Source organism: Bradyrhizobium xenonodulans (assembly GCF_027594865.1).
GTDB lineage: Bacteria > Pseudomonadota > Alphaproteobacteria > Rhizobiales > Xanthobacteraceae > Bradyrhizobium > Bradyrhizobium xenonodulans.
Genome location: NZ_CP089391.1, coordinates 1,832,819 through 1,848,593 on the forward strand (window position 1 = coordinate 1,832,819; position 15,775 = coordinate 1,848,593).

Sequence of the window (15,775 nt, forward strand, 5' to 3'; positions counted from 1 at the left end):
CGTGTTAACAACCAAGCGTTGGGATCGTTGCCATAAAGCCGACCGGGCGGAGATCATGTTCGACGTTCTGATGAACCTCCTGGTTGTTCTGTCTTTCGGCTTTCCCGCCATCCCGTGGCTTTTTGGTGCGCGATGGGGGGCGATAGGCGTTTGGCTCAGTACAGGATTGGCCGTCGTCATCCTGCTATGTCTTTTTCCGATATTGTTTTGGGTTGGATGCAGTGCCTGTGGACAGGGCGCGATCGCCATCTTTGTGCTGGGGCCGATCTGGATTGCTTCGGCGGTGCTGACGGCCACTTCGGCGGCGTTGGCGCACTACAAATTTGCGCACTGAGTTTCGCAAGACCGCGAAGGCGCCGGGGTAACATGCGGCCCACATTGGGCATCGCAGATGATGTGATTGAGCAAAGCATCAGCGATGCTACGTGTGGCGACCGCATCTCGTTGGTGCGTGCGTTTGGTGGCCAAGTTGCAAACAAGCGGCCGGCACAATATCGTCGATCGTCCTTCTCTTCTCTGACGACCAATCTTCTCGGGAGCCAACACCATGAATGTGGCCGCAGTATCCGGCGGGATCAATCGTCCCGCGGGGAAGATCGACATCCCGTCGGCTTGGCTCGGCGCCGAGATGAAGGTCAATCCTGATCGATGGTTGATCTCGCTTGCGGCCAGCGATATTGCGGAGCTCGAGAACGCGGCTGAATCCTATCTTGGCAGGACCAGGCAAATCGCCGACATCACGAAGGAAAGCTTTCCGCTCCCTCATTTCGGCGCGCACCTGCAAGATCTCAAGACAAAGCTTCTGGCAGGCCTGGGCTTCGAAGTCATCCGCGGCCTCCCGGTGGCTAAATACAGCCAGGAGTTTGCCGCCACGATATTTTGCGGGGTGGGCGCGCATCTCGGATCGGCGCGGTCGCAGAATGCGGCGGGTCACATTCTCGGTCACGTCCGTGATATCGGCGCCGATGCGAAGGATCCGAACACGCGAATTTATCAGACGTCGGAACGACAAACATTCCATACGGATTCGTCCGACGTGGTTGGCTTGCTATGCATTCGCGAGGCGATGGAGGGAGGCGATTCTCTCCTGGTCAGTACGGCGACGATCTATAACGAGATCTTCGACAGGCGTCCCGACCTTGCCGCGCTCTTGTTCGATCCCATCGCGACAGACCGGCGCGGCGAGGTGCCGGAGGGCGAAAAGCCATACCTCGAAATCCCGGTGCTGAATTGGCATGCGGGCTTCCTGACCGGGTTCTATCAGCGCCAGTATATCGACAGCGCGCAGCGCTTTCCCGACGCGCTCAGACTGACGCCGGCGCACATCGAGGCCCTCGACCTGTTCGACGCGCTCGCCAACGACCCGACGCTGCATTTTGGCATGCGGCTTCAGCCGGGTGACATGCAGTTCGTCTACAATCATGCCTTGCTGCACGATCGGACTGGATTCCGCGATTGGCCCGATGAAGGCCAAAAGCGTCATTTGTTGCGCCTTTGGCTCAGCATGGAAGGCGACCGGCCGCTGCCCGATTGCTTCAGGCAGTGCTATGGTTCGATTGAGATTGGCAACCGCGGCGGCATCATCACCAAGGGGACCAGGCTGAACGTTCCGCTGGATTGACCCTCAAGGCTTCCCGTGTGCCGCGCCCCTGCGCGGCAATTGTTGCGAAGGAATTCCGACGTTGTCGTCGCCCTTGACTTTCGCGTCGGTCAGCGGCTGGCCGACGGATTTCAGCATCACGACATCGCCGACTTTCAATTCCATGGATTGTCGCTATGAATTACGGTGGCAGTGCTGGACTGCACCCCTGAAGTGAGACACGGTAATTGCAGTGACAGACAGCTTGAAGACGACTTGGGTCGGTGCTGAATTTCGATCGTTCGATCTCGATGGGATACCCAACTGCGTCGGGGTGCACATGCGCGTCTTGTTTCTCGTGCTCACACTACTGGGCGCCGGCACATCCGCAGAAGCAGATCCTCGGCCATTTCGTGCAGGCGTCACGCGCATCGCGGTGCAGGACCTTGTCCCGTTTGACGCACTGGTCGCGTATCCCACAGACGTGACCGAAGTTCACTTTCAGGATGGACCACATACTATTGCCGCCAGCCGCGATGCGCCGATCGCGTCCGGGGCGCATTTTCCGGTTGTTCTTTTCTCGCATGGCGGAGGAGGAACAATCAAAGCGGGGGGCACCCCGGCCCCATATGCCGATCTTCTGACGTCGTTGGCACGCGAAGGTTTCATCGTGGTGGCGCCTTTTCACCCAGGATCCAGGCTCCCTCGCGAAGCTCTCGAAGATCGACCCCGCCAGATCCACAAGGCGCTCGATGCCATTTTGGCCGATCCACGCTTCGCAACGCATGCCGATCCTAACCGCCTTGGCATGATGGGATTTTCTTACGGCGGGGCTGTCACGCTGATCATCGCGGGCGCAGTTCCTAGCCTGGCTCACTTGGCGGTCTACTGCCGAAACCGCACAGACGACCCGATGGCCTGCGACGGCGTCCCAACCGACGGCTCCTTGGCCAACGCGGTCGGCAGGAAATCGCCGTATACGCTCGCCGTGAAAGCGCTCGTCCTGTTGGAGCCATGGGGCTCCTTGTTCGATCGGACCGGGTTAACGTCGCTCGACATGCCAACGCTGCTCTATCGCGCAGAAGGCAGCGCTCTCCAGGCCGATGGCAACATCCTCGCTCTTGCGGCGGCGTTACCCCATCCGCCGCGGCAGGAAACCGTACCGGGCGGCCATTTCATATTTTTCGGTCCATGCCTTCCCGCGCTAGAAACGGATGCGCCCGCTGTCTGCAAGGATGCTCCCGGCATCGACCGGGCCGCGGTCCACCGACGGATCAACGTCGAAATTGGAGACTTCTTGCGCCGGAATTTATAGCCCACATGTCTGACCTGGACGCTATGCGACGCCAATTGGAGAAAGCGCGATGATCCGTCGGGCTCAAGCGTCGGATATCTCTCGGGTGGCTGCTCTCTATCACGCGGTCTGGCACGAGACCCACGCTCCCTTCATGCCCCACGCAGAAATCATCCATCGGTCCATGGAATTTTTCATGGGAAGGATAACGGCACTCTCACATTCGACTTTGGTCACAGAGCTGAACGAAGAGGTCGTGGCGTTTTCGGCGTGGAGAGGTCAGCTATTGGGCCAACTTTTCGTGGCGATGCAGCATCGAGGGACGTGCGTCGCGTCAAGTCTGCTGACAGCCGCTGAAACTGAGATGGCCAGGGAAGGCATTGCCGATGCAGAACTACATTGTGTCGTTGGCAATGAACGTGCGCGCCGCTTCTACGAGCGCATGGGCTGGCATCACAAGGCGGACATCATGGAGCAGGTTGCCGGTGAGCACGAGCAGATCGGCGTCCCGTTCTGGTGCATGACCAAGACTCTCACCATCTAGCACACGTCCATCAACCACTTCCGCGGTTGGCCCTTCTGCGGTATCCAGCGATGTCCGCTAATTCGCTGCCGTCGGCAGAGAAGCGGACATCGGGATCGCCGGAGCGAATGCTCCGATCCAGCCAGGATGCGATCGTAGGCGTGCCTACTCCTCGTCGTCGTCCTCTTCCTCGTCCTCTTCTTCTTCCACCTGCACGAGGGTGGCGAGCGGCAGCGTCTCGCGGAACAGGTCGCCTTCCATGCCCATCCACAGGCACAGCACCTCGTCTTCCTTGATCTCCGCGACGGTCAGCGGCTGGCCGCCGGATTTCAGCATCACGACATCGCCGGCTTTCAAGTCCATGAATTGTCCTTTCGGGTTGATCGATCCGAAGGAGGCTAGCAGGCGGTCATGACACGCCGATCACGCGCGCGGCGCGCCGGTGAACTCCGCCAGTGTTGCGCGGGCCGGGTTCAGCTGCGCTCGTTCCTGACCGGCTGGATCGGCAGGCATTCGTTGCTGAAATAGCCGATGGCGTCGCGCACCACGGGAACGTGACAGACGAAGCCGGTCGGGCGGTACCGCACCCTGATGCGATCAAGCTGCGCCATGGTCAGGGTCATGAACGCATCGAGCCGGCGGGCCTGAGACTGCAGCCTTTGCTCGTTGCTGACCGGCGGCTTCATGGCGTCCGGCCGGCGATCGCCGGGGACCTCGCTGCTCGATGCCACTGCGCTCGATTGGCCGCGCAGCGCCTCGAAGCAATGGTTCATCACCAGGACGTGGTGCTTGGCGCTCCACCAGTTCAGGACGACGACCTTCTGCAGGGGATCGGCTGCGCCGCCCGGCAACCTGGCGCAGAGGGCGACATAGGCCTTCGGCCCGTTGGCGTTCGGATCGTTGCAGAGTTCTTCGCTGGGGCGCCCCGGATCGCTTCCATTGTAGGCGGCACCCTTGAACTGGGGAAGATTGGCTTCGGACTCGCAATCGAAATTATACTTCGTGAGCAACGTGGCCGTCAGCGGATCCTGGTCGAGCGTGTGCTCGGCTGCGGCATCGCGATCCATGTCGCTTGGCCAGTCGATGTAGATCTCGGCCTTGCGCGCGAAGATGGCGCCGTTTCGCCGCAAGGCAGTTCGAGCCTTCCAATAGTCCGCGAACGGTTCGAGCGTCTTTGTGTCCACGGGAATGAAGGCGGGACTTGCTTGCGCCTTTGTCGGGCCGAGCCACTCGGGCAGAATGCTCTCCTGCAGCATCTGCACTTCGGCGAATGCGTTTGAAATCTCGATGAAGGTCTCCGTCGCCTTCTGCATGTCGGCCTTGGCCTGCTCGCCGACCTTCTGCTCGTAGGAATTCAGATACTGGAAGTATCCGCCCAGGAAGCCGGTCAGCAAGGTGACGGCCGTCAATCCTTTGGTGACCGACAGGCGGCTGTCCCAGGATTGAATCCGCTGCCATACGCCGGGGGCGTCGGGTGGCGATTGCGTACGCGCTGTGTCCTTTGGAAGGTCCTGCTCCATTGTCGCCTCCAGCCTACTCCACGCCCCATGACGCGAGAGTAGCGCAATCCCGGATTGCGGATTGTGAAGCATTTCACTTCAAGTGAGGCAGGCGGGCTGTCGGAAATCGCGCGGCACAGTTCGCCGAGCGGGGTATGCAGCTCACGCAAGAGCGCCTTCATCGCGAGCCCCGCGACGATGACAAGATACCCCTGTTTTGCCCGACGGAGCAAACCGATTTCGCCAAATCCGTAAGTCATTGATTCTGCAGCAGTCGGCTACTGTGCATGGGGTTGTTTTTCGAGTTTTTGTTTTTGGCGCCCTGATTACGACTGGTGCGGCACCAGCTCGGTCAGCGAGCGGATGATGCGGTCGGGCTTGACGGTCGAGCCTTCGGGCAGGCCGTCGCCGTGCACGTCGATCCAGATCGAATAGATGCCGAGGCGCTGCGGTGTCACGACTTCCCATTCCAGATTGTCGCCGATCATCCAGGTGTCCGAAGGCGTGACGCCGAGCGCCTCCATCGCGTGCAGATAGGCGCGCTCCTCGGGCTTGCCGAAACCGTGCTCGCCCTCGATCTGGATGTGGTGGAAGCGGTGCGCGAGCTCGAAGCGCTCGACCTTGGCGCGCTGGGTGTCGCCCGCGCCGTTGGTCACCAGCGCGAGCTTGATGCCGAGCGCCTTCAATTGGTCGATCGCCTCATGCGCGCCGGGGAAGACGAACATCTCCTCCTCGCGATAGGCGGTGAAGCGGTCGGCGAGGCGAATGGCGAGATCGTCGGGCAGGGCGCGGTGGCCGGCAGCGGCCAGCGCGGCGAAGCCGCCCTTGACCGTCAGATGGCGGGCTTCGGCGAGCTTGAGCCGCCACGAGGCGTCCGCATTGGCCCAGAAGTTCTTTGCGAAGGCGAGGACGGTGGTCGCGACCTGCTCCGGCGGCAGGGGCGCAAGCTCCTCGGCGAACTCTGCTGCAATCGTGTTCCAGGCGATCTCGGGCCGGCCATAGGCCGACAGGATGGTGTCGTCCATGTCGATCAGCATGGCGCGCGGCAGCGGCCTCGAATTGGGCTTCATCGCGGTCATGGCCATTTCACCTCCGGCGGCAGCGACGACAGGATGGAGTCCACATTGCCGCCGGTCTTGAGCCCGAAGATGGTGCCGCGGTCGTAGAGCAGGTTGAATTCGACGTAGCGGCCGCGCCGGATCAATTGCTCCTCGCGATCCTCGGCCGTCCAGCTCGTCGCGAAATTGCGCCTGACGATGTCGGGGTAGATCTTCAGGAACGCGCGGCCGACATCCTGGGTGAAGGCGAGGTCGGCGTCCCAGTCGCCGCTGTCGTGCCAGTCGTAGAAGATGCCGCCGATGCCACGGGCCTCTTTCCGGTGCGGCAAATAGAAATACTCGTCGCACCACTTCTTGTACTTGTCGTAGTCGGCAATGCCGTTGTGCTGCGCGCAGGCCTGTTTCATCGCGGCGTGGAAGGCGATGCTGTCGGCATCGTCCTGCGTGCGCCGGCGGTCGAGCACCGGCGTGAGATCGGCGCCGCCGCCGAACCAGGCTTTGGTGGTGACGACGAAGCGCGTGTTCATGTGCACCGCGGGCACGTGCGGATTGCGGTGATGCGCGATCAGCGAGATGCCGGAGGCCCAGAACTTCGGATCCTCCGCCGCGCCCGGGATCTGCGCGCGAAACTCGGGTGCGAATTCGCCGTGCACGGTCGAGCAATGTACGCCGACCTTCTCGAACAGCCGGCCCGACATCACCGACATCACGCCACCGCCGCCGGCGGCACCGGTATGATCGGTGCGCTGCCACGGCGTGCGTTTGAAGCGGCCGGCCTCGCCGGGATAGAGGCTTTCCGGCGCGTCGTCCTCCAGCCGTTCGAAGCTCGCGCAGATGTCGTCGCGCAAGGCCTCGAACCAGGTTCGGGCGCGCGTCTTGCGGTCGTCGATGATTGAGGCGTCCATATTCTATTCCCGAGCGAAACTGCCGTAGGGTGGGCAAGGGCGCGTTCGCGCCGTGCCCACGATCTTTCACCATTGTCTTGGGTGGTGGGCACGCTACGCTTTGCCCACCCTACGAGACCGAGATCGTAACTAGCCTTGCGGACCGTAATAGGTGCAGCTCTCGTTGCAACTGTCACGGTGGACGCTGACGCGGGTGAGCTTGCCGATATGGGCCAGCCGCTCCCAGACGAAGCGCGACAGGTTTTCCAGCGTCGGTGTCCCCAGCGCCTCGATCTTGTTGAGGTATTTGTGGTCGAGCGTGAGCCGCACCTCTTCGATGGCGCGCTGGAGCAGGCCGAGATCGACCACCATGCCGGTCTTGGGGTCCGGCGTGCCGCGCACCGTCACCTCGGCGCGAAAGGAGTGGCCGTGGATCTCTTCGCTGGCCGCGCCAAACGTCGTTCCCGACAATGAGTGCGCCGCCTCGAAGCGGAACGATTTCGTCAATTCCCACATCTGTTCGAAAACCAATCCTATCTGATGCCGAGCGATTTATGCGTCTGCACGCTCAGCCGCCATTGCGGATGATTCAGGCAATAGTCGATCGCACGCGCGGTATTCTGGACGACCTCGGGTCCGTCCATCGGCTGGAGCGAGAAGCGCTCGAAGGCGAGGTGCTCGAAAGTCTCGGGTGCGGCAAGCGCCTGCGGATAGACCAGCTTCAGCTCGTGGCCGCGGCGCAGGACGAGCTCGCTGCCGCCCTTGGGGCTGACGCAGATCCAGTCGAGCCCCGCGGGCGCTTCGATTGTTCCGTTGGTCTCGACGCCGATCTCGAAGCCACGCGCATGCAGGGCGTCAATCAGGTCGGTGTCGACCTGGAGCAGCGGCTCGCCGCCGGTCAGCACCACGTAGCGGTTGTCGGAGGAGGCGGTCCATTGCGCGGCGATGGTGTCGGCGAGTTCCGCAGCCGAGGCGTAGCGGCCGCCGAGTGTGCCGTCGGTGCCGACGAAATCCGTGTCGCAGAATTTGCAGGTCGCCGACGGCCGGTCGGCCTCGCGGCCGCTCCAGAGGTTGCAGCCGGCAAAACGGCAAAACACGGACGCGCGCCCGGCATGGGCGCCTTCGCCTTGCAGGGTCAGGAAGATTTCCTTGACCGCGTAACTCAACCGTCTCTCCTCAAACTATGGGCCCTTGGGGTTCCGAAGCTGCCGCAGCGCCTCGCCTGCGGCCATCGCCGCGGTCATGGCGACATTGAGCGACCGCAGCCCCGGATGGATCGGGATCACCAGCCGTGCATCGGCGGCCTCGACCACCGCGTCGGTGACGCCGGCGCTCTCGCGCCCGAATAGCAGGATGTCGGACGTCTGGTAATGAAAATCGCGGTAGTCAGCGGCGGCCTTGGTGGTGAACAGCAGCAGCCGGTAGCCCTGTGCCGCGCGCCACTCCTCGAATTTCGACCAGGAGTCGTGCCTGGTAAGGCTGACATGGTCGAGGTAATCCATTCCCGCCCGGCGGAACAAGCGGTCGGAGACCGGGAAGCCCGCCGGTTCGATGATATGGGCGGCCATGCCCAGACAGGCGCACAGCCTGAGAATCGTGCCGGTGTTCTGGGCGATGTCGGGTTGGAAAAGCGCGATCTGCATGGGCTGTATCGGGGTCGGTGCGGGCCGGAAATGTCTCAATAAAACATCGCTGGCTGCGGAATTCGTGCATTGCACGCTCCCACGCCGTTAGCGGGCTTGCGCTCGCCCGGCAAGGGTGCCAATAGAACGATTCTGGACTGCTGTTTTCGCCTTGTTTTGGCGGGGACGAGTGAAGTTCTGCCGCCGCGGGGGGCCGCGGGCGCCGGCAGGCTGTTCCGGGGACCTTGGGGGCTCCTGGAGCGGTTCCACCGGCAGCATAAGAAGAAAGGGTTGGAATCGTGACGACAGCGTCTTCGGCGGACCATCCGACACGCCGTGATTTCTTATTCGTTGCAACGGGGGCAGCTGCAGCAGTAGGGGGCGCAGCTGCGCTCTGGCCCTTCATCTCCCAAATGAATCCTGATGCGTCGACCATCGCGGCCGGTGCGCCGATCGAGGTCGATCTCAGCCCGGTCGCCGAGGGCCAGGACATCAAGGTGTTCTGGCGCGGCAAGCCGATCTACATCAGCCACCGCACCAAGAAGCAGATCGACGAGGCGCGCGCCGTCAACGTGGCGAGCCTGCCCGATCCGCAGAGCGACGAGGCCCGGGTCAAGTCCGGCCACGAGCAATGGCTGGTCGTGATCGGCATCTGCACCCATCTCGGCTGCATCCCGATCGCCCATGAAGGCAATTACGACGGGTTCTTCTGCCCCTGCCATGGTTCGCAGTACGATTCGTCCGGCCGCATCCGCCAGGGGCCCGCGCCCGCGAACCTGCCGGTGCCGCCGTACCAGTTCGTTTCCGACACCAAAATCCAGATCGGCTGAGCTTCGGACCTGCGTCCGAAGCCTCGCGTCGTCTCGTCGTTTTATTTCCTCAGGATCGCATCATGAGCGGACCATCCGACTACCAGCCGAGCAATCCGGCCCTGCAATGGATCGAGCGACGTCTGCCGATCCTCGGTCTCGTCCATTCCTCCTTCGTCGTCTATCCCACCCCGCGCAATCTGAACTACTGGTGGACCTTCGGCGCCATCCTCTCCTTCATGCTGGGGATGCAGATCCTGACCGGCGTGATCCTGGCGATGCACTACACGCCGCATGCCGATCTCGCCTTCAAGTCGGTCGAGCTGCTGGTCCGTGACGTCAATTACGGCTGGCTGCTGCGCAACATGCACGCCTGCGGCGCGTCGATGTTCTTCTTCGCGGTCTACGTCCACATGCTGCGCGGCCTCTATTACGGCTCCTACAAGGAGCCGCGCGAGGTCCTGTGGATCCTCGGCGTCATCATCTACCTCCTGATGATGGCGACGGGCTTCATGGGCTACGTGCTGCCGTGGGGCCAGATGAGCTTCTGGGGCGCCACCGTCATCACCAATCTGTTCTCCGCCATCCCCTATGTCGGCGAGAGCATCGTGACGCTGCTGTGGGGCGGCTATTCGGTCGGCAACCCGACGCTGAACCGCTTCTTCTCGCTGCACTATCTGCTGCCGTTCCTGATCGCGGGCGTCGTCGTGCTCCACGTCTGGGCGCTGCATGTCGCCGGCCAGAACAATCCCGACGGCGTCGAACCGAAGACGGAAAAGGACACGGTGCCGTTCACGCCGCATGCGACCATCAAGGATGGCTTCGGCGTCGCCTGCTTCATGCTGCTGTACGCCTGGTTCATCTTCTACATGCCGAACTATCTCGGCGATGCCGACAACTACATCCCGGCGAACCCGGGCGTGACGCCGCCGCACATCGTGCCGGAATGGTATTACCTGCCATTCTACGCGATCCTGCGCTCGATCCCGAACAAGCTCGCGGGCGTCATCGGGATGTTCTCGGCGATCATCATCCTGTGCTTCCTGCCCTGGCTCGACGCAGCGAAGACGAGGTCGTCGAAGTACCGTCCGCTCGCCAAGCAGTTCTTCTGGATCTTCGTCGCGGTCTGCATCCTGCTCGGCTATCTCGGTGCGCAGCCGCCGGAAGGCATCTACGTGATCGCCGGCCGCATCCTGACGGTCTGCTATTTCGCCTACTTCCTGATCGTGCTGCCGCTGCTCTCGCGCATCGAGACGCCGCGGCCGGTGCCGAACTCGATCTCGGAAGCGATCCTGACCAAGAGCGGGAAGGCCGTGGCCTCCGTCGCGGTCATGCTCGTCGCGGCCGGCGCGCTGTTCCTCGGCAGCATGCAGGACGCACGCGCCTCCGAAGGCAGCGACAAGCCGCCGGGCAACAAATGGTCGTTCGCGGGCCCTTTCGGCAAGTATGACCGTGGCGCGCTCCAGCGCGGCCTCAAGGTCTACAAGGAAGTCTGCGCCAGCTGTCACGGCCTGTCGTACATTGCCTTCCGCAACCTCGCGGAAGCCGGCGGCCCGGGCTATTCGGTGGCGCAGGCGGCGGCGTTTGCCTCGGACTACAAGATCAAGGACGGTCCGAACGATTCCGGTGACATGTTCGAGCGTTCCGGCCGGCCGGCGGACTACTTCCCCTCGCCATTCCCGAACGAGCAGGCAGCCCGTGCGGCGAACGGCGGCGCGGCGCCGCCCGACCTGTCGCTGATCACCAAGGCGCGCTCCTACGGCCGCGGCTTCCCAATGTTCATCGTCGACTTCTTCACCCAGTACCAGGAGCAGGGCCCGGATTACGTCTCGGCGGTGCTGCAGGGCTTTGAGGAGAAGGTGCCCGAGGGTGTGACCATCCCGGAGGGCTCCTACTACAACAAGTACTTCCCGGGTCATGCTATCAAGATGCCGAAGCCGCTCAGCGACGGCCAGGTGACCTATGACGACGGCTCGCCGACCACGGTCGCGCAATACGCCAAGGACGTCACCACGTTCCTGATGTGGACCGCCGAGCCGCACATGGAAGCGCGCAAGCGCCTCGGCTTCCAGGTGTTCATCTTCCTGATCATCTTCGCCGGCCTGATGTACTTCACCAAGAAGAAGGTCTGGGCCGACTCCCATTGAGCGGCGCGAGACGAGAATGAAGAAGCCCCCGCAAGGGGGCTTTTTTGTTGGGCACGAGAGTGTGTTGTTCGGCGCGATTGCCTATCGCGCGCGCAGCCGCCAAGATACCGCAACCGCTCCCCCAAAACTCATCGGAGGACACCATGGGAACCGCCATCACCTTCAAACGCCCGGACGGCAAGGATGCCTCGGGCTATCTCGCCAATGCCGCGCGCGGCAACGCGCCGGGTGTGGTCGTGATCCAGGAATGGTGGGGCCTGTCGGACCAGATCAAGGGCCTCTGCGACCGCTTCGCGCTGGCCGGTTTCGATGCGCTGGCGCCCGATCTCTACAAGGGCAAGGTGGTGCCGTATCACGACACGGATTCCGCCAACAAGGAGATGAACTCGCTCGACTTCATGGATGCGACGACGCAGACCGTGCGCGGCGCCACGCAATATCTGTCGCGCAACGGCGCCAAGGTCGGGCTGACAGGCTTCTGCCTCGGCGGCGCCGTCGCCATCATCGGTGCGACGAAGATCCCGGAGCTCGCTGCCGGCGTCGTGTTCTACGGCATCCCGCCGGAGCAGGCGGCCAAGCCCGCCGACGTCAAGATCCCGCTCCAGGCTCATTTCGCCAACAAGGACGATTGGTGCACGCCGGAGCTGGTCAATGGCTTCGAAACGGCCATGAAGGCTGCCGGCAAGTCGCTGGAGTTGTTCCGCTATGACGCGGAGCACGCCTTCGTCAACGAACAGCGCCAGGCCGTGCACGACCGCGAAGCCGCCGAACTCGCTTGGGGACGGGCGACGGAGTTTTTTAGGAAGCATCTGGGGTAGGGACCGCGTCAGATCGATCCGAAGACGAAAGCCGTCGAGAACACGAGGCCTTCGTGATCCCGGAGGAGCATAAAGCGGCCGTTCGCGAGGGTCTCGATCAAGCCGAGCGCGGCGAGTTTGCCAGCGATGCCGAGATGGCAGCCCTTTGGAAGCGGTGTGGCCTTTGACTTTGTAGCCCGGATGGAGCGCAGCGCAATCCGGGGCCTGTTTCCTTGTGGCACGAACCCCGGATTGCGCTGCGTTCCATCCGAGCTACGCCAGGCCGGCCCACCCTTGACGCCGCCCCCTCGCCATGATGATAGTTCCCCCATGAGCACCGTCGTCCGCCCAGCCCGTCTTTGGTGGCGCACCTCCTAACGAGGTGGCCGGTGCGATTTCATTTCTCAAAATCGCTAGAGGTCGCCACGCAGTGCGGCGGCCTGATCGTTTGTCCTGTGTGGCGTTCCCTCGGCAAGTTTCGTAAGAGGACCACATGAACAGGACAGTCTTTGCCCTCCCGGCCAGAAGCGACTATGTGACCCGCGCAGGTCTTGCGATCACGCGCGTGGCCGAGCAGTTTACCGGCGGTGCGAGCCGGCTCGACGATCTCATCAACCTGCTCGACCGCCGCCGCGGCGTGATGCTGTCCTCGGGGACGACCGTGCCCGGCCGCTACGAGAGTTTTGACCTCGGCTTCTCTGATCCGCCGCTCAAGCTCGAGACCACTGGCGTCAATTTCAAGCTTGAAGCGCTGAACGGGCGCGGCCAGGTGCTGATCGCCTTCCTCGCTGATGTCCTGCGCGAACCGTGCGTCGTGATCTCCGAGAAGACGGCTTCGCGGCTGTCAGGCCACATCATCCGCGGCGATGCGCCGATCGAAGAGGACCAGCGCACCCGGCGTGCAAGCGTGATGTCGCTGGTGCGCGATCTCGTCGCCGCTTTCTCCGCCAATGACGACGGGCTGCTCGGCCTGTTCGGCGCCTTCGCCTACGACCTCGTGTTCCAGATCGAGGACCTCGTGCAGAAGCGTCCGCGCGAGAACGACCAGCGCGATATCGTGCTCTATGTGCCCGATCGTCTGCTGGCCTATGACCGCGCCACCGGCCGCGGCGTGGTGCTCGCTTACGACTTCGCCTGGAAGGGCAAATCCACCGCCGGCCTGCCGCACGAGACGGCCGAGAGCCCGTATCTGAAGACGCCGCGCCAGGGCTTTGCCGACCATGCGCCCGGCGAATATCAGGCCACCGTCGAGACCGCGCGCGCGGCCTTCGCGCGCGGCGATTTGTTCGAGGCCGTGCCGGGGCAACTCTTCGCCGAGCCTTGTGACCGCTCGCCGGCCGAAGTGTTCCAGCGGCTCTGCGTCATCAATCCGTCGCCCTATGGCGCACTGATGAATCTCGGCGAGGGCGAATTCCTCGTCTCGGCTTCGCCGGAGATGTTCGTGCGCTCCGACGGCCGCCGCGTCGAGACCTGCCCGATCTCTGGCACGATCGCGCGCGGCACAGACGCGATCGGCGATGCCGAGCAGATCCGTCAGCTCCTGAACTCGGAGAAGGACGAGTTCGAGCTCAACATGTGCACCGACGTCGACCGCAACGACAAGGCGCGCGTCTGCGTGCCCGGAACGATCAAGGTCTTGGCGCGTCGCCAGATCGAGACCTACTCAAAACTGTTCCACACCGTCGACCATGTCGAGGGCATGCTGCGCCCCGGTTTCGATGCGCTGGACGCCTTCCTCACCCACGCCTGGGCGGTGACCGTGACGGGCGCGCCAAAGCTCTGGGCAATGCAGTTCGTCGAGGATCACGAGCGTTCGCCGCGGCGCTGGTATGCCGGCGCGATCGGCGCGGTGAATTTCGACGGCAGCATCAACACCGGTCTCACCATCCGCACCATCCGCATGAAGGATGGTCTTGCCGAAGTGCGCGTCGGCGCCACCTGCCTGTTCGATTCCGATCCGGCCGCGGAAGACCGCGAGTGCCAGGTCAAGGCCGCAGCCCTGTTCCAGGCGCTGCGCGGCGATCCGCCGAAGCCGCTCTCGACCTTTGCGCCTGATGCGACCGGCTCGGGCAAGCAGGTGCTGCTGATCGACCACGACGACAGTTTCGTGCACATGCTCGCCGACTATTTTCGCCAGGTCGGCGCCGACGTCACCGTGGTCCGCCATGTCCATGCGCTCGACATGCTCAAGCAGAGGAAGTGGGATTTGCTGGTGCTGTCGCCCGGCCCCGGCCGGCCCGAGGATTTCGGAATCAAGAAGACGATCGATGCAGCGCTGGAGAAGAAGCTGCCGGTGTTCGGCGTCTGCTTGGGCGTGCAGGCGATCGGCGAATACTTTGGCGGCGAGCTCGGGCAACTGACGCATCCCGCCCACGGCCGGCCCTCACGGGTGCATGTGCGCGGCGGACGCTTGATGCGCAATTTGCCGAACGAGATCGTCATCGGCCGCTATCACTCGCTATTCGTCGAGCGCGACAGCATGCCGGAGGTATTGTCCGTCACCGCCAGCACCGAGGACGGCGTCGCCATGGCGCTGGAGCACAAGACCCTGCCGGTCGCCGGCGTGCAATTCCACCCGGAATCGCTGATGTCGCTCAGTGGCGAGGTGGGCTTGAAGATTGTCGAGAATGCGTTCCGGCTGGACGCGCGCGTTGATTGAGAGGCACCGATGACCTTTGACCACGATTTGAAGGCGAGCGTCCGCACCATCGTCGACTATCCCAAACCGGGGATCATGTTCCGCGACATCACGACCCTGCTCGCGGACGCGCGTGCGTTTCGCCGTGCGGTCGACGAGCTCGTCAATCCCTGGGCCGGCAACAAGATCGACAAGGTCGCCGGCATGGAAGCGCGCGGCTTCATCATCGGCGGCGCGGTGGCGCATCAGCTCTCCGCCGGCTTCGTGCCGATCCGCAAGAAGGGCAAGCTGCCGCACACCACCGTTCGCATTGCCTATTCGCTCGAATACGGCATCGACGAGATGGAGATGCATGTCGATGCGATCCAGCCCGGCGAGCGCGTGATCCTGGTCGACGACCTCATCGCCACCGGCGGCACCGCGGAAGGCGCGGTGAAGCTGCTGCGCCAGATCGGCGCCAACGTGGTCGCCGCCTGCTTCATCATCGACCTGCCCGAGCTCGGCGGCGCCGCCAAGCTGCGCGCGATGGACGTGCCCGTGCGCACGCTGATGACGTTCGAGGGGCATTGAAGACCGCCGAGCTCTAGATCGCCTCGGCCTTCAGCTCGGCGCGCCAGTGCAGCATACGCTCCTTCAGGAGCGCATTCCTGACATAGGCGGTCTCCTCATCCTCCAGACGTTCGCACTCGGCAAACGCCAGGCCTGCTTCGCCGTGCGTGTTCCAGGCGGCCTGGAGGCTGCGGCAGGTGTGGTTGCCTTGGCGGAGCGAGAACCAGATGCGGTTCTGGATCGTCTCGAGGTTCGGCGCCTGGCCGACCCAGGCCTCGCCTGAGGCCGCGCAGCGGACCACATAGATGCCCGCAATGGTCTTCCGCTCCTTGTAGGCGGCGATCGCTGCTTTTCGGTCGATGCTCACGGTGAGGCC

The 15,775-nt window shown here is 63.2% G+C and carries 18 protein-coding genes; 9 read left to right on the forward strand and 9 right to left on the reverse strand.

What is annotated here, in order from left to right:
• Window positions 1-55: 55 nt before the first annotated feature.
• Both I3J27_RS08590 and I3J27_RS08595 read left to right on the forward strand, forming a co-directional pair.
• Entirely contained in the window at window positions 56-334 is a 279-nt protein-coding gene (locus I3J27_RS08590) for a hypothetical protein (RefSeq protein ID WP_270167715.1), read from the forward strand.
• A gap of 213 nt (window positions 335-547) precedes the next feature.
• Window positions 548-1,621, forward strand: a complete 1,074-nt coding sequence (locus tag I3J27_RS08595; protein WP_270167717.1) for a TauD/TfdA family dioxygenase — start codon at window positions 548-550, stop codon at window positions 1,619-1,621.
• 3 nt (window positions 1,622-1,624) lie between these two features.
• Here the strand turns inward: I3J27_RS08595 and I3J27_RS39170 are convergent, their stop codons facing one another.
• Entirely contained in the window at window positions 1,625-1,765 is a 141-nt protein-coding gene (locus I3J27_RS39170; RefSeq protein ID WP_370691945.1) for a YodC family protein, read from the reverse strand.
• Window positions 1,766-1,844: 79 nt separating this feature from the next.
• Between I3J27_RS39170 and I3J27_RS08605 the strand changes: the two genes are divergently transcribed.
• Window positions 1,845-2,894 (forward strand): alpha/beta hydrolase family protein, encoded by a 1,050-nt coding sequence (locus I3J27_RS08605; RefSeq protein WP_270167720.1) that lies wholly within the window; start codon window positions 1,845-1,847, stop codon window positions 2,892-2,894.
• 85 nt (window positions 2,895-2,979) lie between these two features.
• Window positions 2,980-3,417 (forward strand): GNAT family N-acetyltransferase, encoded by a 438-nt coding sequence (locus I3J27_RS08610; RefSeq protein WP_270167725.1) that lies wholly within the window; start codon window positions 2,980-2,982, stop codon window positions 3,415-3,417.
• 144 nt (window positions 3,418-3,561) lie between these two features.
• On the opposite strand, the gene I3J27_RS08615 is transcribed toward I3J27_RS08610, so the two are convergent.
• The 7 genes from I3J27_RS08615 to I3J27_RS08645 form a co-directional block, all read right to left on the reverse strand.
• A complete protein-coding gene (locus tag I3J27_RS08615) occupies window positions 3,562-3,759 on the reverse strand; it encodes a YodC family protein (protein ID WP_270167728.1) in 198 nt (65 codons plus the stop codon).
• Between the two features lie 110 nt (window positions 3,760-3,869).
• Complete coding sequence (locus tag I3J27_RS08620; protein ID WP_270167730.1) at window positions 3,870-4,916, reverse strand: hypothetical protein; 1,047 nt, start codon at window positions 4,914-4,916, stop codon at window positions 3,870-3,872.
• Window positions 4,917-5,221: 305 nt separating this feature from the next.
• Complete coding sequence (locus I3J27_RS08625; protein ID WP_270167732.1) at window positions 5,222-5,980, reverse strand: HAD family hydrolase; 759 nt, start codon at window positions 5,978-5,980, stop codon at window positions 5,222-5,224.
• Window positions 5,971-6,858, reverse strand: a complete 888-nt coding sequence (gene hemF / locus I3J27_RS08630; protein ID WP_270167734.1) for an oxygen-dependent coproporphyrinogen oxidase — start codon at window positions 6,856-6,858, stop codon at window positions 5,971-5,973. Before hemF ends, I3J27_RS08625 begins: the two co-directional genes overlap by 10 nt.
• A 129-nt stretch (window positions 6,859-6,987) precedes the next feature.
• On the reverse strand, window positions 6,988-7,353 hold the full coding sequence (locus tag I3J27_RS08635) for a 6-pyruvoyl trahydropterin synthase family protein (protein ID WP_270172634.1): 366 nt from the start codon (window positions 7,351-7,353) through the stop codon (window positions 6,988-6,990).
• A gap of 17 nt (window positions 7,354-7,370) precedes the next feature.
• On the reverse strand, window positions 7,371-8,003 hold the full coding sequence (queE, locus tag I3J27_RS08640) for a 7-carboxy-7-deazaguanine synthase (RefSeq protein WP_270167740.1): 633 nt from the start codon (window positions 8,001-8,003) through the stop codon (window positions 7,371-7,373).
• A 15-nt stretch (window positions 8,004-8,018) separates the two neighbouring features.
• Entirely contained in the window at window positions 8,019-8,480 is a 462-nt protein-coding gene (locus tag I3J27_RS08645; protein WP_270167743.1) for a tRNA (cytidine(34)-2'-O)-methyltransferase, read from the reverse strand.
• 278 nt (window positions 8,481-8,758) lie between these two features.
• Here I3J27_RS08645 and petA point away from each other — a divergent pair, with 278 nt between their 5' ends.
• The 5 genes from petA (at window position 8,759) to I3J27_RS08670 (ending at window position 15,420) form a co-directional block, all read left to right on the forward strand.
• Window positions 8,759-9,289, forward strand: a complete 531-nt coding sequence (gene petA, locus I3J27_RS08650) for a ubiquinol-cytochrome c reductase iron-sulfur subunit (protein WP_026232845.1) — start codon at window positions 8,759-8,761, stop codon at window positions 9,287-9,289.
• Window positions 9,290-9,351: 62 nt separating this feature from the next.
• Complete coding sequence (gene fbcH / locus I3J27_RS08655) at window positions 9,352-11,415, forward strand: cytochrome b/c1 (RefSeq protein WP_270167758.1); 2,064 nt, start codon at window positions 9,352-9,354, stop codon at window positions 11,413-11,415.
• A gap of 143 nt (window positions 11,416-11,558) precedes the next feature.
• Window positions 11,559-12,233, forward strand: a complete 675-nt coding sequence (locus I3J27_RS08660) for a dienelactone hydrolase family protein (protein ID WP_270167760.1) — start codon at window positions 11,559-11,561, stop codon at window positions 12,231-12,233.
• A gap of 472 nt (window positions 12,234-12,705) precedes the next feature.
• On the forward strand, window positions 12,706-14,871 hold the full coding sequence (locus I3J27_RS08665) for an anthranilate synthase component I (protein WP_270167762.1): 2,166 nt from the start codon (window positions 12,706-12,708) through the stop codon (window positions 14,869-14,871).
• A gap of 9 nt (window positions 14,872-14,880) precedes the next feature.
• Entirely contained in the window at window positions 14,881-15,420 is a 540-nt protein-coding gene (locus I3J27_RS08670; RefSeq protein WP_063692050.1) for an adenine phosphoribosyltransferase, read from the forward strand.
• 13 nt (window positions 15,421-15,433) lie between these two features.
• Here I3J27_RS08670 and I3J27_RS08675 read toward each other — a convergent pair whose 3' ends face one another.
• Window positions 15,434-15,766 carry a GIY-YIG nuclease family protein gene (locus I3J27_RS08675; protein WP_270167765.1) on the reverse strand — a complete coding sequence of 111 codons (333 nt, stop codon included), beginning with the start codon at window positions 15,764-15,766 and terminating at the stop codon, window positions 15,434-15,436.
• Window positions 15,767-15,775: the final 9 nt, after the last annotated feature.

Coding starts and splice junctions, on each gene's coding strand:
- I3J27_RS08590 (WP_270167715.1), top strand. CDS start 56: ATGTTCGACGTTCTGATGAACCTCCTGGTTGTTCTGTCTTTCGGCTTT.
- I3J27_RS08595 (WP_270167717.1), top strand. CDS start 548: ATGAATGTGGCCGCAGTATCCGGCGGGATCAATCGTCCCGCGGGGAAG.
- I3J27_RS39170 (WP_370691945.1), bottom strand. CDS start 1,765: ATGGAATTGAAAGTCGGCGATGTCGTGATGCTGAAATCCGTCGGCCAG.
- I3J27_RS08615 (WP_270167728.1), bottom strand. CDS start 3,759: ATGGACTTGAAAGCCGGCGATGTCGTGATGCTGAAATCCGGCGGCCAG.
- I3J27_RS08620 (WP_270167730.1), bottom strand. CDS start 4,916: ATGGAGCAGGACCTTCCAAAGGACACAGCGCGTACGCAATCGCCACCC.
- I3J27_RS08625 (WP_270167732.1), bottom strand. CDS start 5,980: ATGGCCATGACCGCGATGAAGCCCAATTCGAGGCCGCTGCCGCGCGCC.
- hemF (WP_270167734.1), bottom strand. CDS start 6,858: ATGGACGCCTCAATCATCGACGACCGCAAGACGCGCGCCCGAACCTGG.
- I3J27_RS08635 (WP_270172634.1), bottom strand. CDS start 7,353: ATGTGGGAATTGACGAAATCGTTCCGCTTCGAGGCGGCGCACTCATTG.
- I3J27_RS08645 (WP_270167743.1), bottom strand. CDS start 8,480: ATGCAGATCGCGCTTTTCCAACCCGACATCGCCCAGAACACCGGCACG.
- fbcH (WP_270167758.1), top strand. CDS start 9,352: ATGAGCGGACCATCCGACTACCAGCCGAGCAATCCGGCCCTGCAATGG.
- I3J27_RS08660 (WP_270167760.1), top strand. CDS start 11,559: ATGGGAACCGCCATCACCTTCAAACGCCCGGACGGCAAGGATGCCTCG.
- I3J27_RS08665 (WP_270167762.1), top strand. CDS start 12,706: ATGAACAGGACAGTCTTTGCCCTCCCGGCCAGAAGCGACTATGTGACC.
- I3J27_RS08670 (WP_063692050.1), top strand. CDS start 14,881: ATGACCTTTGACCACGATTTGAAGGCGAGCGTCCGCACCATCGTCGAC.